This is a genomic window from Streptomyces sp. NPDC047453, assembly GCF_040643155.1.
Lineage (GTDB): Bacteria > Actinomycetota > Actinomycetes > Streptomycetales > Streptomycetaceae > Streptomyces.
The window spans coordinates 1-24,243 of record NZ_JBEYTS010000031.1 but is presented as its reverse complement, the minus strand read 5'-3'; the positions used below and the strand labels follow the sequence as shown (position 1 = coordinate 24,243).

The 24,243-nt window shown below is 72.2% G+C and carries 24 protein-coding genes and 1 pseudogene; 8 read left to right on the top strand and 17 right to left on the bottom strand.

The window, feature by feature from the left end; all coding sequences use genetic code 11:
• Positions 1-16: 16 nt before the first annotated feature.
• The 4 genes from ABZ818_RS24940 to ABZ818_RS24925 form a co-directional block, all read right to left on the bottom strand.
• On the bottom strand, positions 17-1,273 hold the full coding sequence (locus ABZ818_RS24940) for a sigma-70 family RNA polymerase sigma factor (RefSeq protein ID WP_361418648.1): 1,257 nt from the start codon (positions 1,271-1,273) through the stop codon (positions 17-19).
• A gap of 42 nt (positions 1,274-1,315) precedes the next feature.
• Entirely contained in the window at positions 1,316-1,672 is a 357-nt protein-coding gene (locus ABZ818_RS24935) for a YciI family protein (RefSeq protein ID WP_361418645.1), read from the bottom strand.
• Positions 1,673-1,790: 118 nt separating this feature from the next.
• Positions 1,791-2,876, bottom strand: a complete 1,086-nt coding sequence (locus ABZ818_RS24930) for an LCP family protein (RefSeq protein WP_361418642.1) — start codon at positions 2,874-2,876, stop codon at positions 1,791-1,793.
• A 94-nt stretch (positions 2,877-2,970) separates the two neighbouring features.
• The gene (locus ABZ818_RS24925) at positions 2,971-3,999 is read right to left on the bottom strand and encodes a LacI family DNA-binding transcriptional regulator (protein ID WP_361418639.1); all 1,029 of its coding nucleotides are present in this window, start codon (positions 3,997-3,999) and stop codon (positions 2,971-2,973) included.
• A 154-nt stretch (positions 4,000-4,153) separates the two neighbouring features.
• Between ABZ818_RS24925 and ABZ818_RS24920 the strand changes: the two genes are divergently transcribed.
• The 4 genes from ABZ818_RS24920 to ABZ818_RS24905 all read left to right on the top strand — a co-directional run bounded on the left by ABZ818_RS24920 (position 4,154) and on the right by ABZ818_RS24905 (position 9,682).
• On the top strand, positions 4,154-5,464 hold the full coding sequence (locus ABZ818_RS24920; protein WP_361418636.1) for an extracellular solute-binding protein: 1,311 nt from the start codon (positions 4,154-4,156) through the stop codon (positions 5,462-5,464).
• Positions 5,461-6,357, top strand: coding sequence for a sugar ABC transporter permease (locus ABZ818_RS24915; protein ID WP_361418633.1), 897 nt, complete (start codon positions 5,461-5,463; stop codon positions 6,355-6,357). The genes ABZ818_RS24920 and ABZ818_RS24915 overlap by 4 nt, the downstream gene beginning before the upstream one ends.
• A gap of 55 nt (positions 6,358-6,412) precedes the next feature.
• Positions 6,413-7,261 (top strand): carbohydrate ABC transporter permease, encoded by an 849-nt coding sequence (locus ABZ818_RS24910; RefSeq protein ID WP_361418786.1) that lies wholly within the window; start codon positions 6,413-6,415, stop codon positions 7,259-7,261.
• Between the two features lie 84 nt (positions 7,262-7,345).
• Positions 7,346-9,682 (top strand): glycoside hydrolase family 3 N-terminal domain-containing protein, encoded by a 2,337-nt coding sequence (locus ABZ818_RS24905; protein WP_361418630.1) that lies wholly within the window; start codon positions 7,346-7,348, stop codon positions 9,680-9,682.
• Positions 9,683-10,129: 447 nt separating this feature from the next.
• Here ABZ818_RS24905 and ABZ818_RS24900 read toward each other — a convergent pair whose 3' ends face one another.
• From ABZ818_RS24900 to tsaB, 4 genes are read right to left on the bottom strand one after another with little or no spacing between them, the layout of a single operon-like run.
• Positions 10,130-10,396, bottom strand: coding sequence for a hypothetical protein (locus tag ABZ818_RS24900; RefSeq protein ID WP_361418627.1), 267 nt, complete (start codon positions 10,394-10,396; stop codon positions 10,130-10,132).
• Positions 10,393-11,499, bottom strand: a complete 1,107-nt coding sequence (gene tsaD / locus ABZ818_RS24895) for a tRNA (adenosine(37)-N6)-threonylcarbamoyltransferase complex transferase subunit TsaD (protein WP_361418624.1) — start codon at positions 11,497-11,499, stop codon at positions 10,393-10,395. Before tsaD ends, ABZ818_RS24900 begins: the two co-directional genes overlap by 4 nt.
• On the bottom strand, positions 11,492-12,022 hold the full coding sequence (gene rimI / locus ABZ818_RS24890; RefSeq protein ID WP_361418621.1) for a ribosomal protein S18-alanine N-acetyltransferase: 531 nt from the start codon (positions 12,020-12,022) through the stop codon (positions 11,492-11,494). The genes tsaD and rimI overlap by 8 nt, the downstream gene beginning before the upstream one ends.
• Positions 12,019-12,672: a tRNA (adenosine(37)-N6)-threonylcarbamoyltransferase complex dimerization subunit type 1 TsaB gene (gene tsaB, locus ABZ818_RS24885; protein WP_361418618.1), complete on the bottom strand. Its 654-nt coding sequence runs from the start codon at positions 12,670-12,672 to the stop codon at positions 12,019-12,021. Before tsaB ends, rimI begins: the two co-directional genes overlap by 4 nt.
• A 113-nt stretch (positions 12,673-12,785) precedes the next feature.
• Here tsaB and ABZ818_RS24880 point away from each other — a divergent pair, with 113 nt between their 5' ends.
• The gene (locus tag ABZ818_RS24880; protein ID WP_361418615.1) at positions 12,786-13,343 is read left to right on the top strand and encodes a hypothetical protein; all 558 of its coding nucleotides are present in this window, start codon (positions 12,786-12,788) and stop codon (positions 13,341-13,343) included.
• 76 nt (positions 13,344-13,419) lie between these two features.
• On the opposite strand, the gene ABZ818_RS24875 is transcribed toward ABZ818_RS24880, so the two are convergent.
• From ABZ818_RS24875 to ABZ818_RS24845, 7 genes are all read right to left on the bottom strand, one after another.
• Positions 13,420-13,608, bottom strand: a complete 189-nt coding sequence (locus ABZ818_RS24875; protein WP_361418783.1) for a hypothetical protein — start codon at positions 13,606-13,608, stop codon at positions 13,420-13,422.
• A 140-nt stretch (positions 13,609-13,748) separates the two neighbouring features.
• On the bottom strand, positions 13,749-14,267 hold the full coding sequence (gene tsaE / locus ABZ818_RS24870; RefSeq protein ID WP_361418612.1) for a tRNA (adenosine(37)-N6)-threonylcarbamoyltransferase complex ATPase subunit type 1 TsaE: 519 nt from the start codon (positions 14,265-14,267) through the stop codon (positions 13,749-13,751).
• Complete coding sequence (locus ABZ818_RS24865; RefSeq protein ID WP_361418609.1) at positions 14,236-15,489, bottom strand: alpha/beta hydrolase; 1,254 nt, start codon at positions 15,487-15,489, stop codon at positions 14,236-14,238. The genes tsaE and ABZ818_RS24865 overlap by 32 nt, the downstream gene beginning before the upstream one ends.
• A gap of 114 nt (positions 15,490-15,603) precedes the next feature.
• Complete coding sequence (gene alr / locus ABZ818_RS24860; RefSeq protein ID WP_361418606.1) at positions 15,604-16,812, bottom strand: alanine racemase; 1,209 nt, start codon at positions 16,810-16,812, stop codon at positions 15,604-15,606.
• Between the two features lie 125 nt (positions 16,813-16,937).
• Positions 16,938-18,374: an NAD(P)H-hydrate dehydratase gene (locus ABZ818_RS24855; protein WP_361418603.1), complete on the bottom strand. Its 1,437-nt coding sequence runs from the start codon at positions 18,372-18,374 to the stop codon at positions 16,938-16,940.
• 70 nt (positions 18,375-18,444) lie between these two features.
• Entirely contained in the window at positions 18,445-18,816 is a 372-nt protein-coding gene (locus tag ABZ818_RS24850; protein WP_361418600.1) for a holo-ACP synthase, read from the bottom strand.
• Between the two features lie 125 nt (positions 18,817-18,941).
• Positions 18,942-19,181 carry a hypothetical protein gene (locus tag ABZ818_RS24845; RefSeq protein WP_361418597.1) on the bottom strand — a complete coding sequence of 80 codons (240 nt, stop codon included), beginning with the start codon at positions 19,179-19,181 and terminating at the stop codon, positions 18,942-18,944.
• Between ABZ818_RS24845 and ABZ818_RS24840 the strand changes: the two are divergent.
• Positions 19,153-19,301, top strand: a pseudogene (locus tag ABZ818_RS24840) (DUF397 domain-containing protein). The gene ABZ818_RS24845 and the pseudogene ABZ818_RS24840 sit on opposite strands and share 29 nt — an antisense overlap.
• Here the strand turns inward: ABZ818_RS24840 and glmS are convergent.
• Positions 19,262-21,109: a glutamine--fructose-6-phosphate transaminase (isomerizing) gene (gene glmS / locus ABZ818_RS24835; RefSeq protein ID WP_361418594.1), complete on the bottom strand. Its 1,848-nt coding sequence runs from the start codon at positions 21,107-21,109 to the stop codon at positions 19,262-19,264. The pseudogene ABZ818_RS24840 and the gene glmS overlap by 40 nt on opposite strands.
• A gap of 100 nt (positions 21,110-21,209) precedes the next feature.
• Positions 21,210-21,998, bottom strand: coding sequence for a hypothetical protein (locus ABZ818_RS24830; protein WP_361418591.1), 789 nt, complete (start codon positions 21,996-21,998; stop codon positions 21,210-21,212).
• A 215-nt stretch (positions 21,999-22,213) separates the two neighbouring features.
• Between ABZ818_RS24830 and coaA the strand changes: the two genes are divergently transcribed.
• Entirely contained in the window at positions 22,214-23,182 is a 969-nt protein-coding gene (coaA, locus tag ABZ818_RS24825) for a type I pantothenate kinase (protein ID WP_361418588.1), read from the top strand.
• Between the two features lie 16 nt (positions 23,183-23,198).
• Positions 23,199-24,152 carry a DUF389 domain-containing protein gene (locus ABZ818_RS24820; RefSeq protein WP_361418585.1) on the top strand — a complete coding sequence of 318 codons (954 nt, stop codon included), beginning with the start codon at positions 23,199-23,201 and terminating at the stop codon, positions 24,150-24,152.
• Positions 24,153-24,243 lie beyond the last annotated feature (91 nt).

Below are 24,243 nucleotides of genomic sequence, written 5' to 3'. Positions count from 1 at the left end.
GGAACGCGACGAACACTCAGCCGGGCTCCGCGGCCCGCCTCAGCAGCAGTTCCCGCTCCCGCTCGTTGCGGGCCAGGGCCGCCGCCCGTTCGAACTCGGCGCGCGCCTGCGCCGTACGTCCGAGGCGGGCCAGCAGGTCGGCGCGGACACTGGGCAGCAGGTGGTAGTCGCGCAGGGCGGGTTCGGCGGCGAGGGCGTCGACGATCCGCAGCGCCGGGGCCGGGCCCTCGGCCATCGACACGGCGACCGCGCGGTTCAACTCGACGACGGGCGACGGGGACCGGGCGGCCAGCAGACCGTAGAGGGCCGCGATCCTCGGCCAGTCGGTCTCCTCGTAGGTGTACGCGTGCGCGTGGCAGGCGGCGATGGCGGCCTGGAGGAGGTACGGGCCGGGGCCGTCGGCGGCAGAGGCCTCGGCGTGGGCCAGCGCGGTGACGCCGCGGGCGATGAGCATGCGGTTCCAGCGGCGGCGGTTCTGGTCCCTGAGCAGGACCGGTTCGCCGTGCGGGCCGGTGCGGGCGGCGGAGCGGGAGGCCTGGAACTCCAGGAGGGCCACCAGCGCGTGCGCCTCCGCCTCCTTCGGCATCAGGCCCGCCAGCAGCCGGGCCAGGCGCAGCGCGTCCTCGCACAGCCCCGGGCGCAGCCAGTCGTCGCCGGCCGTCGCGGCGTACCCCTCGTTGAAGATCAGGTAGATGACGTCCAGGACCGAGCCGAGCCGGGCCTCGCGGTCGGGGCCGTACGGCACCTCGAAGGCGACGTTCCGCTTGGCCAGGGTGCGTTTGGCGCGCACGATCCGCTGGGCGATCGTCGGCTCGGGCGCGAGGAACGCGCGGGCGATCTCGGCCGTGGTCAGACCGCCGAGCAGCCGCAGGGTGAGCGCGGTGCGGGCGTCGGCGGACAGCACGGGGTGGCAGGTGGTGAAGACCAGGCGCAGCAGGTCGTCGTCGATGTCGTCCGGGGCGGAGGGCTCCTCGGGCGGTGCCACCGTCCCAAGGTCCCGGCCGATCTCCTGAAGCTTGCGGGCGTACCGCTCGCGGCGGCGCACCAGGTCGACGGCGCGGTGCCGGGCCGTGGTCATCAGCCAGGCACCGGGGTTGTCCGGCACCCCGTCCCTGGGCCACTGCTCGAGCGCCGCGACCAGCGCGTCCTGCGTCAGCTCCTCGGCTATGCCGACGTCCCGCACGATCCGGGCGACGGCGGCGACGACACGCGGCGACTCGAGCCGGAAGACGGTCTCCAGGGCGCCGGAGGGTCCGGTGGGCTGCTGTTCCACAGTCCACCATCGAACACCCCCGGCGGCCCGGGGCCAAACCGCTCAGCCCTCGGCGATCTCGCGCACCTCACAGGTCACCGTCCAGAACTCCTCGTGGACCTTGAGGAACCGCTTGGACCACTCGATCGCCTCGGCCATGTCCTTGCACTGCATGATCGCGTAGCCGCCGATGACCTCCTTCGACTCCGTGAAGGGGCCGTCGGTGACGGAGATCCTCCCGCTTTCCCAGTGCACCCGGGTGCCCTGCGCGGACGGGGTCAGCCCGGCGGTGTCGAGCATCACGCCCGCCTTGGTGACCTCCTCGATCAGCTCACCCATGCGCTGCATCAGCTCGGGGCTGGGGCCCTCGGCGGGCATGGTGTTCTCGTCGATCTTCACGAGCGACAGATAACGCGGCATCGGTGACTCCTCGGTTCGGGGCGGGGTCCTTTCCTCGCCTCTCACCCGTGCGTCGAACGGGACACCGCGGAATCGACACGCTCCCCGGAATTCCTCGAAGATTTTCTGCGGCAGGCGCTCACCGCAGCGACGTCCACAGGTCGCCCGCGTCCGGTTCCTGCGCCACCACCCGGTTGGGGTTCCACGGGGCCGTCACCACCGGCATGGTCACCGTCTTCACGTTCTGCGCCGACAGGCCCTTCAGGCTCTCGCCGAGGGTCGTCAGTTCGCCCAGCGAATCGAGGCCGGTGTCGGTGGTCAGGCTGCCGGTCACCGCGTCGGCGACCCGGTAGAGCCCGGCGGGGTCGTCCAGCAGGCCGGAGTCGGAGATCTCCTCCAGCAGCGCCTTGACCAGGGTCTGCTGGAGGCCTATGCGGCCCAGGTCGCTGCCGTCGCCCACGCCGTACCGGGTGCGGGCCAGGGCCAGGGCCTCGGTACCGTCCAGATGGTGGGTGCCGGCCTTCAGGTGCAGATGGCTCTTGTCGTCGTCGATGTCCAGCTCGGTGGTGACGGTGACTCCGCCCATCGCGTCCACCAGCTTCGCGAAGCCGGAGAAGTCGATCTCGATGTAGTGGTCCATGCGGATGCCGGTGAGCGTCTCGACCGTCTTGACCGCGCAGACCGGTCCGCCCACCGAGTACGCGCTGTTGAACATGGTGTAGTTCGCCACCGCCGTGGAGCCGCCGGACTCCAGCGGGCAGGACGGGCGGGTCACCAGCGTGTCGCGCGGGATGCTCACCACGGTGGCCGAGGTCCGGCCGGCGTCGATGTGCACGATCATCGCGGTGTCGGAGCGGGCGCCCTCGCTGTCGCCCCCGCCGAGTTCCTCGTTCTGCTCGCCGCTGCGCGAGTCCGAGCCGAGGACCAGGATGTTGAGGGCCCCTCTGGGCAGGGCGGCTGTGTCGGCCGACGGTCCCGTGCGCGGCCCGGGCGGGCGGTCGTCCCCGAGCGCGCTGTTGATGTCGACGCTCTTGATGTTCTGGTTCAGGTGCCAGTACGCGAAGCCCGCCGCCGCGGCGCCCAGCACCAGGACGCCCGACAGGCCGAGGCCCACGGCCTTCAGGGCCCGTGACCGCCGGCCGGCCCCTCCGCCCGCCTCCCCGCTGTCGCTGTCGTCCTGTCCCCTGTCATGTCCCCTGTTGTGTCCCCTCACGGGGAGGAACATACGTCCGACTCATGAGGGGCCCGACAGGGGGAGGCGCCCACGACCGAATTCTTCGGAAAATCTCATCTTCCCCGAAACTTTCGGCACTTGAGCTTCACTTCGCGGGCGCCGCCGTACTGCTACGCACCACCAGACTCGTGGCCAGCTCCACCCGCGTCGCCACTGGCGAGTCCTCCTCGCGCCCGAGGTCCAGCACCAGTTTCGCCGCCGCCTCGGCCATCTCCGTCAGCGGCTGGCGCACGGTCGTCAGCGGCGGTCCGACCCAGCGCGCCACCGGCAGGTCGTCGAAGCCGACCACGCTCAGGTCCTCCGGGACGCGCAGGCCCAGTTCGCGCGCCGCCTCGTACACGCCGAGCGCCTGGAGGTCGTTGCCCGCGAAGACGGCGGTCGGCCGGTCCTCGCGGCGCAGCAGCTTCAGCCCCAGCCGGTAGCCGGCCTCGTGGTGGAAGTCGCCGGTCATGATCAGCGACGGGTCCACCGGCAGCCCGGCCGTCTCCAGCGCGGCCCGGTAGCCGTCGACCCGGGCGCGGCTGCACATCATCCGGGACGGCCCGCTGATCGCGCCGATACGGGTGTGCCCGAGTTCCACCATGTGCCGGGTGGCGGCCAGGCCGCCCTGCCAGTTGGTGGCGCCGATCGAGGGCACGTCGGCGCCCGGGTCGCCGGCCGGGTCCATCACCACGAACGGGATGGAACGGCTGGTCAGCAGCGCCCGCTGGGACTCGTCGAGCCCGGACAGCACCAGGACCACGCCGTGCGGCCGGCGGGCGGCGACCTGGTCGGCCCAGGTCCGCCCGGGAGTGAGCCGGCCCGCGCTCTCGGAGAGCACGACGCTCAGCCCCGCGTCCCGCGCCACGTTCTCCACGCCCCGGATGACCTCCATCGCCCAGGCGCTCTCCAGCTCGTGGAAGACCAGGTCGATCAGCGGCGAGCGGGTCGCCTCGGCCCGCCGGCGCCGGTAGCCGTGCGCCCGCAGCAACTCCTCGACCCGGGAGCGGGTGGTCGGGGCGACGTCGGCACGACCGTTGAGAACCTTCGAAACAGTCGGAGCCGACACACCGGCCTCGCGGGCGATCTCGGCGAGCGTGGCGGTCTGCGTTCCTGCGGTCTTCGTCGGCTTCATAGCCGCGATCGTATCTCTGCGAGACCTCTTGACGAACCCCCTCGACCGCCTTAGGTTCCCGGAACATTCGAAGTGCCATACGAAACATTCGGCCACTCGAACAGTTCGGCCAGACGAACATTCGGAACACGACATTCGTGAGAGGTGCCGTCACATGGAGTCCTACAGCAGGCGCTGGTTTCTCGGCGCCGGCGCCACCACCCTCATCTCGGCCGCCGGACTTACCGCCTGCGGCTCCGGCAGCGGCTCCGGCGGCTCGGGCGGCACGATCACGGCGATGGTGTACGGCGACGACGCGGTGAAGGTGCAGACCGCCGCCGTCACCCGGTTCAATGCCTCCGCCGCGGCCAAGAAGGCGAAGGGCAAGATCAAGCTGGAGAAGGTGCCCGGCTCGGACTACCCGGCCAAGCTGCGCACCGCGATGGGCTCGCCCCACGCCCCGGACGTGTTCTTCAACTGGGGTGGCGGCTCCATCAAGGCCTACAAGGACGCGGGCCAGCTGATCGACCTGACCGACACCATCGAGTCCGACCCGGTCCTCAAGGACGGCTTCCTGCCCTCCGTACTCGCGGCCGGCGCGCTCAGCGGACGCAACTTCGGTATCCCGATGCGCGGCATGCAGCCGGTGATGCTCTTCTACAACAAGGCCATCTTCGCCGAGCACAAGCTCCAGCCGCCCACCACCTGGGACCAGCTGCTGGACATCAACGCCAAGCTGAAGAAGGCGAAGATCACCCCGTTCGCGCTCGGCGGCGCCGACATCTGGCCGGAGCTGATGTGGCTGGAGTACCTGGTCGACCGCATCGGCGGCCCCGGGGTCTTCGACAAGATCAAGAACGGCGACTCCTCCGGCTGGGGCGACCCGGCCGTCCTCAAGGCCGCCGAGACGGTCAAGCAACTCATCGACGACGGCGCCTTCGGCAAGGGCTTCAGCTCGGTGGCGTACACCAACAAGGGCGCGCCGGCGGTCTTCGCCAAGGGCAAGGCGGCCATGCACCTGATGGGCTCGTGGGAGTACTCCACGCAGCTCGGCGAGTTCCCGGACTTCGCCAAGAAGAGCCTGGGCTGGTGCGCGTTCCCGAAGTACGACGGCGGCGCCGGCGACATCCGCAACGTGGTCGGCAACCCGACCAACTACTGGTCGGTGAACGCCCGTACGTCCAACAAGGACGCGGCGATCGCCTTCCTGAAGGACTGCGCCTCCGAGCAGTACGCCAAGGACCTGATCGCCAACGGCGACATCCCGACCACGTCCAACGCGGCCAACCTGCTGGACGCCTCCCCCAACCCCGAGTTCGCCAAGTTCCAGTACCAGATGGTGCAGCAGGCCCCGGCGTTCACCCTGAGCTGGGACCAGGCGGTCGACCCGAACGTCGCCACGCCGATGCTCACCGAGATCAACAAGCTGTTCGTGGGCAAGTCGAGCCCGAGCCAGTTCGTCACCGCGCTCCAGGGGCTGAAGTGAGTTCGACGGTCCCCACCGGAACGAAGGGCAGGCCCGGGAAGGGCGTGCGGGCCGGTCGCCCGCACGCCGCCTGGGCCCTGCCCGGCGTTCTGTTCTTCGCCTTCTTCGCCATCGCCCCGATGCTCCTGGCCTTCTACCTGTCCTTCACCAAGTGGAACGGCCTGGGCGACCCCGAACCGGCGGGCCTGGCCAACTGGCAGAAACTGTTCAACGATCCGCGCCTGACCCAGTCCATCACGGTGACCGTGCTGCTCACCGTGGTCAGCTGGACCTTCCAGACGGTGGTCTCGCTGCTGCTGGGCGTCTGGGCGGCGGGCCGCCAGCGCAACCGGGCGGTGCTGTCCGCGATCTTCTTCACGCCGTTCCTGCTGTCCTCGACGGCGATCGCGCTGCTCTTCTACTCCCTGCTCGACCCGAACTTCGGCATCATCCGCGGGGACACGTTCGGCTCGACGTCCGGCGCCTTCCTGGCGATCGTCTTCGTCGGCGGCTGGCAGTTCATCCCCTTCCACACCCTGATCTACCAGGGCGGGGCGCGGCAGATCCCCGAGGTCCTCTACCAGGCCGCGGCCATCGACGGCGCCGGCCGCTACCGTCAGTTCTTCTCGATCACCCTGCCCCAGCTGCGCAACACGGCGACCACGTCCAGCGTGCTGATGATCGTCGGCTCGCTCACGTACTTCGAGACCGTCCTGATCCTGACCCAGGGCGGCCCCGGCACGGACACCGCGATCCTGCCGTACCTGATGTACGAGGCGGGCTTCAAGAGCTACGACTTCGGCTACGCGAGCGCCATCGCGTCCTTCCTCGTCGTGGCCGCCACCGCGCTGTCGCTGCTGCTGGTCCGGCTGACCGGCTTCGGCGCCATGCGCAGCACCAGGGAAGGAATGTGACGAAGTGTCACACGACACGCTGCCACGCCGTCCGCTGCGCACCCCCGGGACGCCGGTGACCGCGGCCCCCACGCACCGCCGCCGCCACTGGACCAGGCGCCCGAACCCGCTGGCCGGCATCGGCTCGGTCGCCTGGCTGATCGTCGTGATCATCCCGATCTACGCGATGATCTCGACCTCGCTGACCCGGCAGGACGAGGCGCTGGGCAACGCCCTCGACCCGCCCGAGCACCCGACCCTGGAGAACTACAACACCGTCCTGCACAGCGGCTTCGGCCACCTCCTCGCCAACACGATGACCGTCGCGGCGGCGGTGGTGGCCATCGTCCTCGTCCTGTGCGTCCCGCTCGCCTACGTCGCCGTCCGCACCCGCAGCTTCTGGTCGGGCGCGGCCTTCCGCATGTTCCTGCTCGGGGTCGCGATCCCGGCCCAGGCGGTCGTCGTCCCGCTCTACCTGATGATCGCCAAGCTGAACCTCTACGACAGCCTGCTCGCGGTCATCCTGCCGACGGCGGCGTTCGCGATGCCGGTCTCGACGCTCATCCTCACCGGCACTCTGCGGGACATCTCCGAGGAGCTGTACGAGGCGATGGCGCTGGACGGCGCCTCCCCCACGCGGATGCTGTTCCAACTGGTCATCCCGATGGCCAAGGGCGGCATCAGCACGGTCGTCGTCTACTCCGCCCTCCAGGCCTGGAACGGCTTCCTCTTCCCGCTGATCTTCACCCAGTCCGACGGCCCGCGCGTGCTGACCCTCGGCCTGTTCAACTACGTCAGCGAGTTCGGCGTGAACATCCCCGCGCTGCTCGCCTCCGTCGTCCTCTCCGGCATCCCGATCTTCGCCGTCTACCTGGTGGCCCGGCGGGCCCTCGTGGGCGGCCTGATGGGCGTGGGCGGCAAGTGACCGAGTGACCGGGGCCGACCCGCGGCAGCCGAATCCCCCCTCATTGACAGACCCGCCAGACCCGCCAGACCCGACAGGAGTTTCATGACCACCGCCCCCTGGCGCGACCCCGCCCTGCCCGCCGCCGCCCGTGTCGACGACCTGCTCTCCCGGATGACCCTCGAGGAGAAGGTCGCCCAGCTGTACGGCGTGTGGGTGGGTGCCGCGACGGACGGCGACGGCGTCGCTCCGCACCAGCAGCAGATGAACGCGGACTACGACTGGGACGAGCTGATCACCCTCGGACTCGGTCAGCTCACCCGCTCCTTCGGCACCGCCCCCGTGGACCCCGCGCTGGGCGCGCAGGCACTGGCCCGCGCCCAGCGCCGGATCGCCGAGGCCGGCCGCTTCGGCATCCCCGCGGTCGCGCACGAGGAGTGCCTGGCGGGCTTCACCGCCTGGGGCGCGACCGCCTACCCGGTCCCGCTGGCGTGGGGCGCCACGTTCGACCCGGCGCTGGTGGAGGAGATGGCCGGCCGCATCGGGCGGGACATGCGCGCGGTGGGCGTGCACCAGGGGCTCGCGCCCGTCCTGGACGTGGTCCGCGATCCCCGCTGGGGCCGGGTCGAGGAGACCGCCGGCGAGGACCCGTACCTGGTCGGCACGATCGGCAGCGCGTACGTGCGGGGCCTGGAGTCGGCGGGGATCGTGTCCACGCTGAAGCACTTCGCCGGGTACGCCTCCTCGGCGGGCGCCCGCAATCTTGCCCCGGTGCGGGCCGGTACCCGGGAGTTCGCCGACGTCACGCTCCCGCCCTTCGAGATGGCGCTGCGCGAGGGCGGCGCGCGCTCGGTGATGGCCGCGTACACGGAGACGGACGGCGTCCCGGCCTCCGCGGACCCGCGGCTGCTCACCGAACTCCTGCGCGAGCAGTGGGGTTTCACCGGCACGGTGGTCGCCGACTACTTCGCCGTCGACTTCCTGCGGACCCTGCACCGAGTCGCCGGCACCCCCGCCGAGTCGGCGCACCTGGCCCTGGCCGCCGGGATCGACGTCGAGCTGCCGACGCTGAAGTGCTACGGCAAGGAACTGGTGGCAGCGGTCCAGGACGGCACGGTTCCGGAGTCGCTGGTGGACCGCGCGGCCCGTCGCGTCCTGCTCCAGAAGTGCGAACTGGGCCTGCTGGACGAGGACTGGGCCGCGGACGCCCCGGCCGAGTCCATCGACCTGGACTCGGCGGAGAACCGGGCCGTGGCCCGCCGGGTGGCCGAGGAGTCGGTGGTGCTGCTGGCCAACCCGGACGGGGTGCTGCCCCTCTCCCCCGACACCCGGATCGCGGTCGTCGGCCCCCGGGCCGCGGACGCCCTGGCGATGCTGGGCTGCTACTCCTTCCCCTCCCACGTGGGCACCCAGCACCCCGAGGTGCCCATGGGCATCGAGATCCCCACCCTGCTGGACGCCCTGCGTGACGAACTGCCGGACGCGAAGGTGACGTTCACGGAGGGCTGCGACGTCTCCGAGCCGGACGCCTCCGGCTTCGAGGAGGCGGTCGCCCGGGCTCGGGAGGCGGACGTGTGCGTGGCCGTCCTCGGTGACCGCTCGGGCCTGTTCGGCCGGGGCACGTCGGGCGAGGGCTGCGACGTGGCGGACCTCGCGCTGCCCGGCGTGCAGGGCGCGCTGCTGGACGCGCTGGTGGAGACGGGCGTCCCCGTCGTCCTCGTCCTGCTCACCGGCCGCCCCTACGCGCTCGGCCGCTGGGACGGCCGGCTGGGCGCGGCCGTGCAGGCGTTCTTCCCGGGCGAGGAGGGCGGCCCGGCGGTCGCGGGCGTCCTGTCGGGCCGCGTGAACCCCTCGGGCCGGCTGCCGGTGAGCGTGCCGCGCGGGCCTGGAGGCCAGCCGTGGACGTACCTCCAGCCGCCACTGGGCCTGGCGGGCGAGGTGAGCAGCCTGGACCCGACGCCGCTGTACCCGTTCGGGCACGGGGTGTCCTACACGACGTTCGAGTGGTCGGACTTCCAGGGCGCCGAAGGCGCGGAGACCGGCGCGGCAACCGGCACGGAGATCGGCACGGACGGCTCGTGCGACGTCTCGCTGACCGTGCGCAACACCGGTGACCGGGCCGGCGCGGAGGTGGTGCAGCTGTACCTGCACGACCCGGTGGCGTCGGTGACTCGCCCGGACGTCCGCCTGATCGGCTACCGGCGGCTGGAGCTGGAGCCCGGCGAGTCCCGCCGGGTGACCTTCCGCTTCCACGCGGACCTGTCGGCGTTCACCGACCGCACGGGCCGGCGGGTGGTGGAGCCGGGCGACCTGGAACTGCGGCTGGCCACGTCGGCGTCGGACATCCGCCACACGGCGCACCTGACCCTGACGGGTCCGGTGCGGGAGGTTGGCGCGGAGCGCCGCCTGCACTGCGAAACGGAAACCGCACCGACGGCTTGACCCACCCCCTGGGGCCTGCCGCCCCCAGACCCCCGCTTCGGCCTGAACGGCCTCGTCCTCAAACGCCGGACGGGCTGAAAGAACCAGCCCCACCCGGCAGTTGAGAGGCACCGGGGTCCGGGGCGCGGCCCTCTCCCTCCCACCGAGACGGGTGGGAGGGTGGGAAAACGGGGGTGCAGGGGGCAGAGCCCCCGCCGGGGTCTGGGGCTGAGCCCCAGGGACGGGACCTCTCAACTCACCGAGGCGGGTGGGCGAAGCCGCAAAAAAAGAACCCCGCCCCCGGATGAACCGGGAACGGGGTTCTGTCGAGCGCCGGGCAGGCCTTGCACCTGCATTTCCCCGCAGGAAGCGGGACGTCTTTCCTTGGACCACCAACGCACTGCTCGCGGACCTCTGCTGGCCGCTTGCGTGTCATGATCATAGCCCACCGGGAGGGCCGCGGGCCAATCAGCAGTCCTGGCCCCCGCCGACCGACTCGAACCGCCACCGATGCACGGCCCGCGTGACCAACTCACCCTCAGGCTCGGGAAGTTCCGGCAGCTCGGTGGTGAACTCCGCGTCCCACCAGGTGATGACCAGCACCCGGTCCTGCGGGGCGCGGAAGGTCTCCCGGCGCAGGGGCCGCCCGGCGAGTTCCTGCCGCCGCGCCCAGGCGAGCAGTTCCTCCCCCCGGCCCGGAACCGCACGGGCCTCCCACATCAGCGCCACCGTCACGGGTACAGGTTCTCCTTGCTCACCTCGTGCACATGGTCGTGGGTGTGCCCGGTGCCCGGCACATGCGGATCCGTCACCGGCAGGGACGAGTCCGCCGACAGGTCCCAACTGGAGGCCGCGCGACCGCGCGAGACCATCTCGGCGCCGAGCGCCGCCACCATCGCACCGTTGTCGGTGCACAGCTTGGGCCGGGGCACGCGCAGCCGGATCCCGGCCGCCTCGCACCGCTCCTGCGCCAGGACCCGCAGCCGCGAGTTCGCGGCCACGCCGCCGCCGATCATCAGGTGGTCGACGCCCGCGTCCTTGCAGGCCCGTACGGCCTTGCGGGTCAGCACGTCCACCACCGCCTCCTGGAAGGACGCGGCCACGTCACGCACCGGCACGTCCTCCCCGGCCGCCCGCTTGGCCTCGATCCAGCGGGCCACGGCCGTCTTGAGGCCGGAGAAGGAGAAGTCGTAGGCGGGGTCGCGCGGACCCGTCAGCCCGCGCGGGAAGGCGATCGCCGCCGGGTCGCCCTCCTTCGCGTACCGGTCGATGACCGGCCCGCCCGGGAAGCCCAGGTCCAGTACGCGCGCGATCTTGTCGAAGGCCTCGCCCGCCGCGTCGTCGATCGTCGCGCCCATGGGCCGTACGTCCGCGGTGATGTCCGTGGACAGCAGGAGCGAGGAGTGCCCGCCGGACACCAGCAGCGCCATCGTGGGCTCCGGCAGCGCGCCGTGCTCCAGCTGGTCCACGCAGATGTGCGAGGCGAGGTGGTTGACGCCGTACAGCGGCTTGCCCAGGGCGTAGGCGTACGCCTTGGCCGCCGAGACGCCGACGAGCAGGGCGCCGGCCAGGCCGGGTCCCGCGGTGACCGCGATGCCGTCCAGGTCCCTGGCGGTGACCCTCGCCTCCTTGAGCGCGCGCTCGATGGTCGGCACCATCGCCTCCAGGTGGGCCCGGGAGGCCACCTCCGGGACGACCCCGCCGAACCGCGCGTGCTCGTCGACGCTGGAGGCGACCGCGTCGGCGAGCAGGGTGGTGCCGCGGACGATGCCGACGCCGGTCTCGTCGCAGGAGGTCTCGATGCCGAGGACGAGCGGCTCGTCCCTCAAGTCAGTCATGGATCTCGGTTCCTTGTACACCGTTGACGGAGGTTGCCGGGTCGGACAGGCGCATCACCACGGCGTCCACGTTCCCCGGCTGGTAGTAGCCGCGCCGGAAGCCGATGGGCTCGAAGCCGAAGCGCTCGTAGAGCTTCTGCGCGCGGACGTTGTCCACACGGCACTCGAGCATCACCTCGGCGCAGTCGAAGGCGCTCGCGGCCCGCAGCAGCTCGGTCAGCAGCCGGGCGCCGAGCCCGGTGCCCCAGTGGTCGCGGGCGACGGCGATGGTCTGCACGTCGCCCTGCCCGCCGGAGGCGACCAGCCCGGCGTACCCGACGATCCGGCCGCCGTCCTCGGCCACCACGTAGCGCCGGGTCGCCTCCGGGCCCCTGGAGTGCGCCAGCTCGGACCAGAACATGCCCCGGGACCAGGCGTCCTCCGGGAACAGGTCCTTCTCCAGTTCCAGCACCGGGTCGATGTCCCACCAGCGCATCTCGCGCAGTACGCACCGGGCGGACCCGGCCGTCGTCTGTCCCGTCACTTCGGGGTGACCACCTTGTAGTTCTTGGGCACCTGGGCGTCCGGCCGGCGCAGGTACAGCGGCCGGGGCGCGGGCAGCTCGTCACCGGCGGCCAGCCTCTCGGCGGCCAGCGAGGCGAGGGCCGCGGCCGACACGTGCTCGGGCTCGTGCGCCTGCGGGAAGGTCTCGGGGTACAGCAGCGCGCCCGCGCCGACCGCGGGCAGGCCCCTGACCTGGTCGGCGATATCGGCCGGCCGGCCCACGGCCGGTTCGGTGACCCGGGTGCGCGAGTCGGCGTACCGGGCCCAGTAGACCTCCTTGCGGCGGGCGTCGGTCGCCACGACGAAGGGGCCGGGGAGGTCGGCCGCGTAGGCGAGGCCGTCGAGCGTGCACACCCCGTACACGGGCACGCCGAGGGCGAGCCCGAGGGTGTCGGCGGTCATCAGGCCGACGCGCAGGCCGGTGTACGGGCCGGGCCCGACGCCGGCGACGACGCCCGTGACGGCGTCCAGCTTGAGCCCGGCCTCGGCGAGCACCCGGTCGACGGCCGGCAGCAGGAGCTCTCCGTGCCGGCGCGCGTCCACCTGGCTGGAGGAGGCGATGACGGCCGTTCCGTCGTGCAGGGCGACGGCGACGGCGGGGGTGGCGGTATCCAGAGCGAGCAAGAGCACGCAAACAGCCTACGGCTCCCGCGCCTCCGGCACGGCCGCCCCGGTCGGGCGGATTCCGGCTGCTACGGTCGCCGCCAGGCAGCGCGTGACGACCGAGGCGGAGGTGGACGACCGTGGCACGGAGCAGTTCGGGGTTCGTGGCCGGGCTCACCGCCGCGGCCGTCCTCGCGGTCGGCTTCCTCGCCCACCAGGCGCAGGCGACCGTTCCGCGGAGCCTGAGCGGCCGGCCCGGCCCGACGGCGACGCCCGCGGCGAGCGTCTCCAAGGCGCCCCGGGACAAACGGCGCCCGACCGCCCTGCCCGGCGGCTCCGGAACCGGCGAGCGGGTCGTGTACTCGCTGGACGACGACCGGGTGTGGCTGGTCGGCCCGAACGGGTCGGTCCAGAACACCTTCCGGGTCGGCCCCGGCAACATCGACCCGGCGCCGGGGACCTACGCCGTCGCATCCCGTTCGAAGGCGATCACCGGGACCGACGGTGTCCCCGTCGAGCACGTCGTGCGGTTCACCAGCACGGACGGGGTGGTCATCGGTTTCAGCGCGGCGTTGGACGGCTCCTGGCCGACGCCCGACCCGGCGATCAGGACCGGCGGCATCCGTGCGTCCCGGGCGGACGGCCAGGCGATGTGGATGTTCGCGACGATCGGCCAGAAGGTCGTCGTCATCCGCTAGTGCTGCGACCGGGGCGTTCCCTCGCGAGGTCATGCCCTTCACCGGGGCGCGTCGACCGAAAAGTCATCCGATAGGGCTACGCCGCTTCACGGCTTTCCTCCACCGTGCGGGGGTCCGCCGGCTCCGGGGCGCGCGGCGGCCGGGAGACCGCGTCGGCGGCGGCGCACGAGGCCAGCAGATCGCGCATGGACACACCGCCCACCGCGTACGGCCGCGGCTTCGGTTTCGACTGGTGCCGCCGCTGCTGCTGCTCGTTGCTCTCCATGGCCGACATGGACGCCTCCTGGGGGGCCGGGGGCGGACGTGGTTAGGCACGCCTAACCACGGGCTGAACACCATGTGACCATGCCCGGAGCACCCGGCGCAAGGACTTGCCGACGTCCTGTCGGAAAGTCCGGGCGGCCCTCAGGCGGTCAGAACGCCCAGGTCGACGGTGGCCCAGCGGTCCCCGATCCCGGACACCGTCACGTGCCGCACCTCGTCCGTGGTGTCTCCGACGGCCCGGTGGATCACGACCTGGAGCCGCTCGTCGGTCAGCTCCTCGACCTTGCCCTCGCCCCACTCCACGACGACCACGGAGTCCGGCAGCGACACGTCGAGGTCGAGGTCCTCCATCTCGTCGAGCCCGCCGGACAGGCGGTACGCGTCGACGTGGACGAGCGGCGGGCCGTCGGCCAGGGACGGGTGCACCCGGGCGATCACGAAGGTCGGGGAGGTGACGGCGCCACGCACGTCGAGCCCCTCGCCGAGACCGCGGGTCAGCGTGGTCTTGCCCGCGCCGAGCTCCCCGCTGAGCATCACGAGGTCGCCCGCGCGCAGCAGCTTGGCCAGACGGCGGCCCAGCTCGCGCATCTGCTCGGGGGCGTTGACGGTGATCTCGACGGACCCGGGGTCAGGGGTGTGCCGTGCTGCTGGTGCTTCCATAACCGTCAACGGTAGTGCCTGCCGGGACCGCGCCCGCGCGGGCGAGCAGGTCGGCGAGGCGGTCCGTGACGACCTCCGGATGCTCCAGGATCACCAGGTGCCCTGCGTCCGGGACCAGCACCAGCTCCGCCTCGGGGAGCAGGTCGGCGATGGCCTCGCTGTGCTCGCTGGGCGTGACGAGGTCCTGCACTCCGGCGAGGACCAGCACCGGCATATCCGCGAAGAGGGCGAGCGCCTCGGTCTTGTCGTGGTCGGTGAAGGCCGGGTAGAACTCGGCGACCACGTCGATCGGCGTGCTCTCGATCATCCGCTCGGCGAACCGGGCGACCGCCGGGTCGATGTCCCGGCCGGCGAACGAGTACCGCTTGATGATGCCGGCGAACAGGTCCGCGGTGGCCCGCCGTCCCTTCTCCACCAGCTCTGCCCGCTGCCCGAGCGCCTTGAGCACGCCGGGGAGCACCCGGCGCACCGCGTTGACGCCGGCCACCGGCAGTCCGAAGTTGACCTCGCCGAGCCGTCCGGAGGAGGTGCCGACGAAGGCGGTGGCGACGACCCGCTCGCGGATCAGCTCGGGGTACTGGTCGGCCAGCGCCATCATCGTCATGCCGCCCATGGAGTGCCCGACCAGCACAAGGGGTCCCTCGGGCGCGGCGGCGTCTATGACGGCCTTCAGATCGCGGCCGAGTTGGTCGATGGTCAGTTCCACGCCGTCGCGGGTCTGGGCCAGGCCCCGCTCGGACCGGCCGTGGCTGCGCTGGTCCCAGTGCACGGTGCGGACGACACCGCGCAGGGCGGCGCGCTGGAAGTGCCAGGAGTCCTGGCTGAGGCAGTAGCCGTGGCTGAAGACGACGGTGACGGGGGCGGGGGCCTTGCGGCCGAAGAGCCGCCGGCGGCGCGGGCCGAGGTTCGCGGTGGCGTCGGGGTCGATGTCGTCGACCTCGTAGTAGAGCTCGGTGCCGTCGTCGGCCAGGGCCTTGCCCGGGGTGCCGCGCAGGGCTCCGTAGGGGCCCACCGAGTCCAGGGCGAGCCGGGCCTTGCGGCGTATGCCCCGGCCGACGGTCATCCGCTCGATGGCGACCCCGGCGGCGGCGCCCGCCGCCACCACGCCTATCGCGGCACCGGCGATGCCGGTCGCCCGCCGCCAGCCGCCGGCCGCTTCCGCGGCAGAGGCGACGGCCGCCGTGGCGGCCTTCGCGACGGCCCCCGCACTGCTCTCGCTCACGTACCGCTCCTCTTTTTGCCGTACTGCTGTTCGCTCGGTGGCCGGCACCGGTCCCAGTGGGCGGCGGGTGCCGCCGCCCCGGGATGCCGTGCCCTGGCCGGGTGTCCACGCGGGTCACCCGTCCTGTGCTGCCCTCTCCCCGCCCCCTGCCCGGTCCGGCTTCTCGTTCACATAGACGCGGGGGACGCGCGTTCCGATGCGCGTGACGATCTCGTACGCGATGGTGCCGGCGGCTTGCGCCCAGTCCTCGGCGGTGGGCTCGCCGCGGTCGCCGGGGCCGAAGAGCACGGCCTCGGAGCCGATCTCGGGCTCGTCCCCGCCCAGGTCGACCACGAACTGGTCCATGGCGACCCGTCCCGCGACGGTACGCCACTTGCCGCCGACCAGGACCGGCCCGGTGCCGGACGCGTGGCGCGGGATGCCGTCCGCGTAGCCGACGGGCACCAGGCCGAGGGTGGTCTCGCCGGGGGTGACGTAGTGGTGCCCGTAGCTGATGCCGTGGCCGCCCGGCACGTGCTTCACGAGGGCCAGCGAGGCGGACAGGGTCATGGCGGGGCGCAGCCCGAAGTCGGCGGGGGTGCCGAGCTCGGCGCTGGGCGAGACTCCGTAGACGGCGATCCCGGCGCGGACGAGGTCGAAGTGGGTCTCGGGGAGGGTGAGCGCGGCGGGCGAGTTGGCGATGTGCCGCACCTCCGGGTGCAGACCGCGCTGTTCCGCGTGGGCGGTCATCTCGCGGAAGAGGCCGAGCTGCGCGGCGATGGAGGGGTGGCCCGGCTCGTCGGCGCAGGCGAAGTGGGACCAGAGCCCGGTGACGCGGACCAGCCCCTCGGCCTCGGCGCGCAGGGCCTCGGCGACGAGTTCGGGCCAGTCGGCGGGCTGGCAGCCGTTGCGGCCGAGTCCGGTGTCGGCCTTCAGCTGCACGCGCGCGGGACGGCCGGCCTGCCGGGCGGCCTCGCGGACCTCAGCCAGGGCCCACAGGTCGCTCACGGACATGTCGAGGTCGGCCTCGATCGCCTCCCGCCAGGGCCCGCCCGGCGTCCACAGCCAGCACATGATGCGCGCCTGCGCGGGCGACAGCCCGGCCGCGCGCAGGGCGAAGGCCTCCTCCGGCGTGGCGGTGCCCAGCCAGGTCGCCCCGGCTTCGACGGCCGCGCGGGCGCACGGGACCGCGCCGTGGCCGTAGGCGTCGGACTTGACCACGGCCATGACGGCGGCGCCGGTCACGCGCCCGCGCAGGGCCCGCACGTTGGCCCGTACGGCGGCCAGATCGATCTCGGCACGGGCACGCTGCGGCGCCGTCCGTGGGTGTGCTGTGTCGTTCATCGCGCCCCCAGTGTCTCAGAGGCACCGGACGGCCATTCGAGAAGCGGGTCGGTGACGGACGCGGCATGTACCGTCGCCGGCGCTCCGGTCCGCCGCCGCGGCCCGTCCGCCGCCCCGTTCGCCGCTCAGTCCCGCACGTCCCGCCAGGCCCGCGGGATGGTCTCCGCGATGTCGTGGGCGCCGATCGGCGCGCCGTGCGCGGCGAGCCGGCCGGCCAGTCCGTGCAGATAGGCCGCCGCGCTGCCCGCGTCACGGGCGGAGAGACCGGCGGCCAGCAGTGAACCGGCGAGGCCTGACAGGACGTCACCGCTGCCGGCGGTGGCGAGCCAGGACGTGCCGGTCGGGTTGACCCGTACGGGGCCCCCGTCCGGGTCGGCGACGAGGGTGGTGGAGCCCTTGAGGAGGATCGTCGCCCGGTAGAGGGCGGCGAGTTCGCGTACGGAGGCCAGCCGCGCGCCCTCGACCTGCTCGCGGGCCACGCCGAGCAGGGCGGCGGCCTCCCCGGCGTGCGGGGTCATCAGGGTCGGGGCGGTACGGGCGCGTACGGCGTCGCGGTCGGCGAGGCGCAGCCCGTCCGCGTCGATCAGTACGGGCACATCGGTCTCCAGTACCTCGGCGATGGTGGCCGCGTCGTCCCCGGCGCCCGGTCCCGTCACCCACGCCTGGACGCGGCCGGCCTTGTGCGGCCCCTGGTCGGACACGAGCGTCTCCGGGAAGCGGGCGATGACGGCGCGTCCGGCCGGGCCGACGTACCGCACCGCGCCCGCTCCGCCGCGCAGCGCGCCGGACACGGCGAGCACGGCGGCGCCCGGGTAGCGGGCCGAGCCCGCGGCGATGCCGACGACACCCCGCCGGTACTTGTCGCTCTCGGCGGCGGGCAGCGGCAGCAGCGCGGCCAGGTCGGCGTGCTGGAGCGCCTCCAGTTCGGGTTCGGCGGGCAGCTCGGGGCCCAGGCCGATGTCGACGAGGCGAACCGTGCCGGCGTGCTCGCGGGCCGGGTCGACGAGCAGCCCCGGCTTGTGCGTGCCGAAGGTGACGGTCAGGTCGGCGCGCACGGCAGGGCCCAGCACCTGGCCGGAGTCCGCCTCCACCCCGCTCGGCAGGTCCACGGCGACGACGGCCGCCCCGGAGCGTGCCGCGCGCTCGGCCAGCGGCGCGGCGTCGGCGCGCAGGCCGCCCTTGCCGCCGATGCCGACGATGCCGTCGACGACGAGGTCGGCCCGGTCGATCGCCTCCTCGGCGCCGTCGGCCCGGGCCACGCTCCCGCCCGCCCGGCGCAGCGCGGCGAGGCCGCCGGGGTGGGTGCGGTCGGGCGCGAGCAGCACGGCGGTCACCCCGGCGCCGCGCCGGGCCAGCCGGGCCCCGGCGTACAGCGCGTCGCCCCCGTTGTCGCCGCTGCCGACCAGCAGCACCACCCGGCGTCCGTACACCCGCCCGAGCAAGTCCGCGCTCGCGGCGGCGAGTCCGGCGGCGGCCCGCTGCATGAGGGCGCCGTCGGGGAGCCTCGCCATGAGCGCGCGCTCGGCTGTCCTGACCGTCTCAACGCTGTACGCGGTACGCATGCGGTCGAGTCTGCCCCGGATGCGTCCGGTCCCGCACGCGGACCGGTGACGGGGGCGGTGGCGCGAGGCGTCAGCCCTCCGCGATCACCACCGCCGAGGCCACTCCCGCGTCGTGGCTCAGGGACACGTGCCAGGACCGGACGCCCAGTTCCGCGGCCTTGGCGGCGACCGTGCCGGTCACCCGCAGCCGCGGCCGGCCCGAATCCTCGACGTACACCTCCGCGTCGGTCCACAGCAGTCCGGCGGGCGCGCCGAGCGCCTTGGCGAGCGCCTCCTTGGCGGCGAAGCGGGCGGCCAGCGAGGCCATGCCCCGGCGTGCCCCGCCGGGCAGCAGCAACTCGCTCTCCACGAACAGCCGCGTCGCCAGTCCGGGCGTCCGCTCCAGCGACGCCGCGAACCGGTCGATCTCGGCCACGTCGATACCGACCCCGATGATGCTCATGCGGAGCACCCTACGGCCCCGCGAAATCACCTGTCCGTCTGTCACAGGGGGCTGCTGGTGCTGTGACCGGAAAGGTTTGCCGGAAAGCTCGCGGCGTCTCGTGCGGTGCGTCGCAAGGCGGAGCATTACCCGCGTACGGACACCGACGCCGGCTTCATCCGGGGCATGTGGCTGTCGGAATTCCTGCCCACCTGGCTGACGAGCCACGTCCGCAGGTGGGCCCGGCAGCGGAACTGACGGCGCCGCCAAGGAATGGTGAGGCTCATCGTGACCACCCCGGTCAACTGACGGACGTCGTCCTGCTGCGGCGGTGGCGAGGGCAACAACTGCGTCGAGATCGCCAACTCCCCCACCCGCACAGCCATCCGAGACTCCAAGGCCCCGGCCGGTGGCACCGTCCGCTCCCGGCCGAGGCCTTCGCCAGCTTCCTTGAAGCGCTGAAGCGTCACTCCACCGTGACGGACTTCGCCAGGTTCCGCGGCTGATCCACCTCGTTGCCCCGCGCCGTCGCGAGTTCACAGGCGAAGACCTGCAACGGCACCGTGGCGACCAGCGGCTGGAGGAGCGTCGGGGTGGCCGGGATGCTGATCAGGTGGTCGGCGTACGGGGCGACCGCCTCGTCGCCCTCCTCCGCGATCACGATCGTGCGGGCACCCCTCGCACGGATCTCCTGGATATTGGAGACGATCTTGTCGTGGAGGAGGGACCGGCCCCGCGGGGACGGCACCACCACGACCACCGGCAGGTCCTCGTCGATCAGCGCGATCGGCCCGTGCTTCAGCTCGCCCGCCGCGAAGCCCTCGGCGTGCATGTACGCCAACTCCTTGAGCTTCAGGGCGCCTTCGAGGGCGACCGGATAGCCCACGTGCCGGCCGAGGAACAGCACCGTGTTCTTGTCCGCGAGCGAGCGCGCCAGCGCCCGAACCGGCTCCATCGTCTCCAGGACCCGCTCGACCGCGCCGCCGATCTGCGACAGGTCGCGGATCACCACCTGGATCTCGTCGCCCCACTTGGTGCCGCGGACCTGGCCCAGGTACAGCGCCACCAGATAACAGGCCACCAGCTGGGTCAGGAAGGCCTTCGTCGAGGCGACCGCGACCTCCGGACCCGCGTGGGTGTAGAGGACCGCGTCCGACTCGCGCGGGATGGTGGAGCCGTTGGTGTTGCAGATGGCCAGCACCTTGGAGCCCTGCTCGCGGGCGTGCCGCAGCGCCATCAGCGTGTCCATGGTCTCGCCGGACTGGGAGATGGCGATGACGAGGGTCTGCGCGTCCAGGATCGGGTCCCGGTAGCGGAACTCGCTGGCGAGTTCCACCTCGCAGGGGATCCGCGTCCAGTGCTCGATGGCATACTTGGCGATCATGCCCGCGTGGAAGGCCGTACCGCAGGCGACGATGACGACCTTGTCCATCTCGCGCAGCTCAAAGGCGGAGATGCGGACCTCGTCCAGCGTCAGCGAGCCGCCCGCGTCGATACGGCCCAGCAGCGTGTCGGCGACCGCCTTGGGCTGCTCGGCGATCTCCTTGAGCATGAAGTAGTCGTAGCCGCCCTTCTCCGCGGCCGCCGCGTCCCAGTCGACGTCGTAGGAGCGGACGTCGGCGGGCCGACCGTCGAACCCGGTGACCGTCACCCCGTCCCGGCGCAGTTCCACGACCTGGTCCTGGCCCAGCTCGATCGCGGAGCGGGTGTGGGCGATGAACGCGGCGACGTCGGAGGCGAGGAAGGCCTCGCCCTCGCCGACACCCACGACCAGCGGGGAGTTGCGGCGGGCGCCCACGACCACGTCCGGCTCGTCGGCGTGCACGGCGACCAGCGTGAACGCGCCCTCCAGGCGCCGGCACACCAGCCGCATGGCCTCCGCGAGATCGGCGCTCGCCGAGAACTCCTCGGCGAGCAGATGCGCCACGACCTCGGTGTCGGTCTCGGAGTACAGTTCGTGCCCGCGCTCGGTCAACTCGGCCCGCAGCGCGGCGAAGTTCTCGATGATGCCGTTGTGGACGACGGCGACCCGCCCCGAGTTGTCGAGGTGCGGGTGGGCGTTGCCGTCGGTGGGCCCGCCGTGGGTGGCCCACCGGGTGTGCCCGATGCCCGTGGAGCCGGTCGGCAGCGGCCGGTCCGCGAGTTCCTTCTCCAGGTTGACCAGCTTCCCGGCCCGCTTCGCCGCCGCCAGCCCGCCGTCCGCGAGCACGGCGACACCGGCCGAGTCGTAACCCCGGTACTCCAGCCGCTTCAGACCGGCCATCACGACTTCGAGTGCCGACTGCGACCCCACGTATCCCACGATTCCGCACATGGGCGGCAGCCTACGGGCACGCACCCACCGAAAGTGGCTCCTTCGTGCCCGAAATCGGAAATTCCCACCGGGGCAGGAAGGGCCCCGGTGGGTCTCCGGATCACTTCAGCTTGGCGAGCTGCGCGTCGACGAGCTCCGCGGGGAAGTCGAAGTCCTTGCCCGAGGCGGCCGAGGCGAGGTTGACGGCGGGGAAGTAGGCCAGGGTGGCGCCCTTGCGGACGACGACGCCCTTCACCGGTGCCTTGACGCCCTCGGCGTTCACGGTCTGCGTCACGGCGAACGCCTCGTCGGCGCCCGCGGGCGCCTGGGTCACGGCCACCTTGTCGACCCCGGTCTTGGTGCCGGCCGCGGTGTAGGAGTACCCGCCGGCGCACTTCCCGGCGGCCGCCTGAAGGTCCTTCAGCGCCTGCTCGGCGCCGCCGTCGTCGTAGGAGGCGAGGGTCACGACGACCTTCGACCGGTCGAGTCCGGCCAGCAGGGCGACCTGGGGGTCGGCGCCGGCCTGGGGCTTCTTCGCGTCGCCCAGCCACGACCGCTTCACGGTGGCCGCGGGCGTGCCCACGTAGCTGCCGGCCTGGAGGAGGGCGAGCGGCGTGCAGGCGGTGTCGCCGGTCTTCACCTTGTCCTGCGCGACGTCGTCCGTCGCCGGCGGCTTGGTGGTGACCTTGCCGGTCTTGACGTCCGCCTGGGTGAGCGCGGCCTTCTCCAACTCGGCGGCGCCCAGCGCCTTGGCCGGTGCGGCGGAGGCGGTCTTGTCGGCCTGCGCGGTCCTGCCGTCACCGGCCTTCTCGCCTCCGCCGTCGGAAGAGCCGCCGCAGGCGGTGGCGAGCAGGACCAGAGCGGCGGTGGACGCGGCGAACGCGGTACGACGGACCACGGGGGAACTCACGGAAGGGCACTCTTTCTCTTCGGACCGGCGGACGGTCTCCGCGGCGAGTCAACGGGCACCCTACGCACCGGGACCTGAAGATGATCATGAATTGACCACCCGGGACCCAACCGTGACGCCGACGTGATCTCCCGCACCCGCCTACGTGACACACCCCACCCTGCGCACTGTTCGAACTCCGTTAACAATGGAATGTGATCTCTCCGGTCTCTTCGATGCCCCGGAGCGCCCACCGGTCCCGACCGGAGGCGACTCCCTACGTCGACCTCACCCGCGCCGAGTGGAGCGCGTTGCGTGACAAGACGCCGTTGCCGCTCTCCGCCGCGGAGGTCGAACAACTGCGCGGTCTCGGCGACGTGATCGACCTCGACGAGGTGCGCGACATCTACCTGCCGCTGTCCCGGCTGCTCAATCTCTACGTCGGCGCCACGGACGGGCTGCGCGGCGCGCTGAACACGTTCCTCGGCGAGCAGGGGTCCCAGTCGGGCACGCCCTTCGTGATCGGGGTGGCCGGCTCGGTCGCCGTGGGCAAGTCGACCGTCGCCCGGCTGCTCCAGGCGCTATTGTCCCGCTGGCCCGAGCATCCACGGGTCGAGCTGGTCACCACCGACGGGTTCCTGCTGCCGACACGGGAGTTGGAGGCGCGGGGACTGATGTCGCGCAAAGGGTTCCCGGAGTCGTACGACCGGCGGGCCCTGACCCGGTTCGTCGCCGACATCAAGGCGGGCAAGGACGAGGTGACCGCACCCGTCTACTCCCACCTCATCTACGACATCGTCCCCGGCGAGAAGCTCACCGTACGGCGTCCCGACATCCTGATCGTCGAGGGCCTGAACGTCCTCCAGCCCGCCCTGCCCGGCACGGACGGCCGCACCAGGGTCGGGCTCGCCGACTACTTCGACTTCAGCGTGTACGTCGACGCGCGCGCCGAGGACATCGAGCGGTGGTATCTGAACCGGTTCGGCAAGCTGCGCACGACGGCCTTCCAGGACCCGTCCTCGTACTTCCGCAAGTACACCCAGGTGTCCGAGGCGGAGGCCCTCGACTACGCCCGCACGATGTGGCGGACGATCAACAAGCCGAACCTGGTGGAGAACATCGCCCCCACCCGGGGCCGTGCCACGCTCGTGCTGCGCAAGGGACCCGACCACAAGGTGCAGCGGCTGAGCCTGCGCAAACTGTGACGTCTACGCTGCCGCCATGCTGCATCTGCGCCTGATCACCCCGCCCGAACAGACCGACGACGTGGTGCGTCTGATCGAGACGACGGTCGGTACCGCGCACCTCGTCGTGCTGCCCTCCGCCGCCCGCAGCCCGGCCGGTGACGTGGTCCTGTGCGACGTCGCACGCGAAGCCGGCGACGAACTTCTCGACGGGCTGCGGAAGTTGGGGATCGAACGGAGCGGCTCCGTCTCCGTCGAGAGCCCCGACCTGACGCTCTCCGCGCAGGCCGAGCGGGCCGAGAAGGCGGCACCGGGCGAGGGCACGGACGCGGTGCTGTGGCAGGAGCTGACGGAGGCCACGCACGAGGAGTCGACGCTGTCGGTCACGTACCTCGCGTTCATCACGCTGGCCACCATGATCGCCGCCTGTGGCGTGGTGCTCGACAACGCCGTCCTGATCGTCGGCGCGATGGCCGTGGGACCGGAGTTCGGACCGCTGGCGGGCATCGGCACGGCCCTGGTCCAGCGTGCCCCGCGGCTGGCACTGCGCTCGCTGATCGCCCTGCTGGCCGGGTTCGCGCTGGCGATGGCGGTCACGGCGGGCTTCACTCTGTTCATGGACGCCGTCGGACTGTTCAGCAAGGCGAAACTGGAGGGCGCCCGGCCCAACACTGCCTTCGTCTACGCCCCCGACGCGTTCTCCTTCGTCGTGGCCGTCCTCGCCGGAGCCGCCGGCACGCTCTCGCTGACCTCCGCCAAGTCCGGCGCCCTGATCGGGGTGGCCATCTCCGTGACCACCGTCCCGGCCGCCGCCAACGCGGCCGTCGCGCTCGCCTACGGCGACACCGCCCAGACCCTGGGCTCGACGGTCCAGCTCCTGCTGAACATGCTCGGCATCGTCCTGGCCGGCACGCTCACCCTGCTCGCCCAGAAGTGGTTCTGGGCGAGGCAGCGCGAGCGCATGCCCAAGGCCGGCCAGGGCCTGCTCTAGTAGCGTGTCGCTGCTTAGCTCTGGGTTGTTTGGTCGGGAGGCTGGTGTGTGGCAGATTCCCCTTCCGTTCTGCCGGACAGGGCTGGTGCGA

Excerpts from the sequence above, each read along its gene's own strand:
- ABZ818_RS24935 (WP_361418645.1), bottom strand. The coding sequence starts at position 1,672 with ATGCCGCGTTATCTGTCGCTCGTGAAGATCGACGAGAACACCATGCCC.
- ABZ818_RS24930 (WP_361418642.1), bottom strand. The coding sequence starts at position 2,876 with ATGTTCCTCCCCGTGAGGGGACACAACAGGGGACATGACAGGGGACAG.
- ABZ818_RS24925 (WP_361418639.1), bottom strand. The coding sequence starts at position 3,999 with ATGAAGCCGACGAAGACCGCAGGAACGCAGACCGCCACGCTCGCCGAG.
- ABZ818_RS24920 (WP_361418636.1), top strand. The coding sequence starts at position 4,154 with ATGGAGTCCTACAGCAGGCGCTGGTTTCTCGGCGCCGGCGCCACCACC.
- ABZ818_RS24905 (WP_361418630.1), top strand. The coding sequence starts at position 7,346 with ATGACCACCGCCCCCTGGCGCGACCCCGCCCTGCCCGCCGCCGCCCGT.
- tsaD (WP_361418624.1), bottom strand. The coding sequence starts at position 11,499 with ATGACTGACTTGAGGGACGAGCCGCTCGTCCTCGGCATCGAGACCTCC.
- ABZ818_RS24875 (WP_361418783.1), bottom strand. The coding sequence starts at position 13,608 with ATGGAGAGCAACGAGCAGCAGCAGCGGCGGCACCAGTCGAAACCGAAG.
- tsaE (WP_361418612.1), bottom strand. The coding sequence starts at position 14,267 with ATGGAAGCACCAGCAGCACGGCACACCCCTGACCCCGGGTCCGTCGAG.
- alr (WP_361418606.1), bottom strand. The coding sequence starts at position 16,812 with ATGAACGACACAGCACACCCACGGACGGCGCCGCAGCGTGCCCGTGCC.
- ABZ818_RS24855 (WP_361418603.1), bottom strand. The coding sequence starts at position 18,374 with ATGCGTACCGCGTACAGCGTTGAGACGGTCAGGACAGCCGAGCGCGCG.
- ABZ818_RS24850 (WP_361418600.1), bottom strand. The coding sequence starts at position 18,816 with ATGAGCATCATCGGGGTCGGTATCGACGTGGCCGAGATCGACCGGTTC.
- ABZ818_RS24845 (WP_361418597.1), bottom strand. The coding sequence starts at position 19,181 with ATGGCTGTGCGGGTGGGGGAGTTGGCGATCTCGACGCAGTTGTTGCCC.
- glmS (WP_361418594.1), bottom strand. The coding sequence starts at position 21,109 with ATGTGCGGAATCGTGGGATACGTGGGGTCGCAGTCGGCACTCGAAGTC.
- coaA (WP_361418588.1), top strand. The coding sequence starts at position 22,214 with ATGCCCCGGAGCGCCCACCGGTCCCGACCGGAGGCGACTCCCTACGTC.
- ABZ818_RS24820 (WP_361418585.1), top strand. The coding sequence starts at position 23,199 with ATGCTGCATCTGCGCCTGATCACCCCGCCCGAACAGACCGACGACGTG.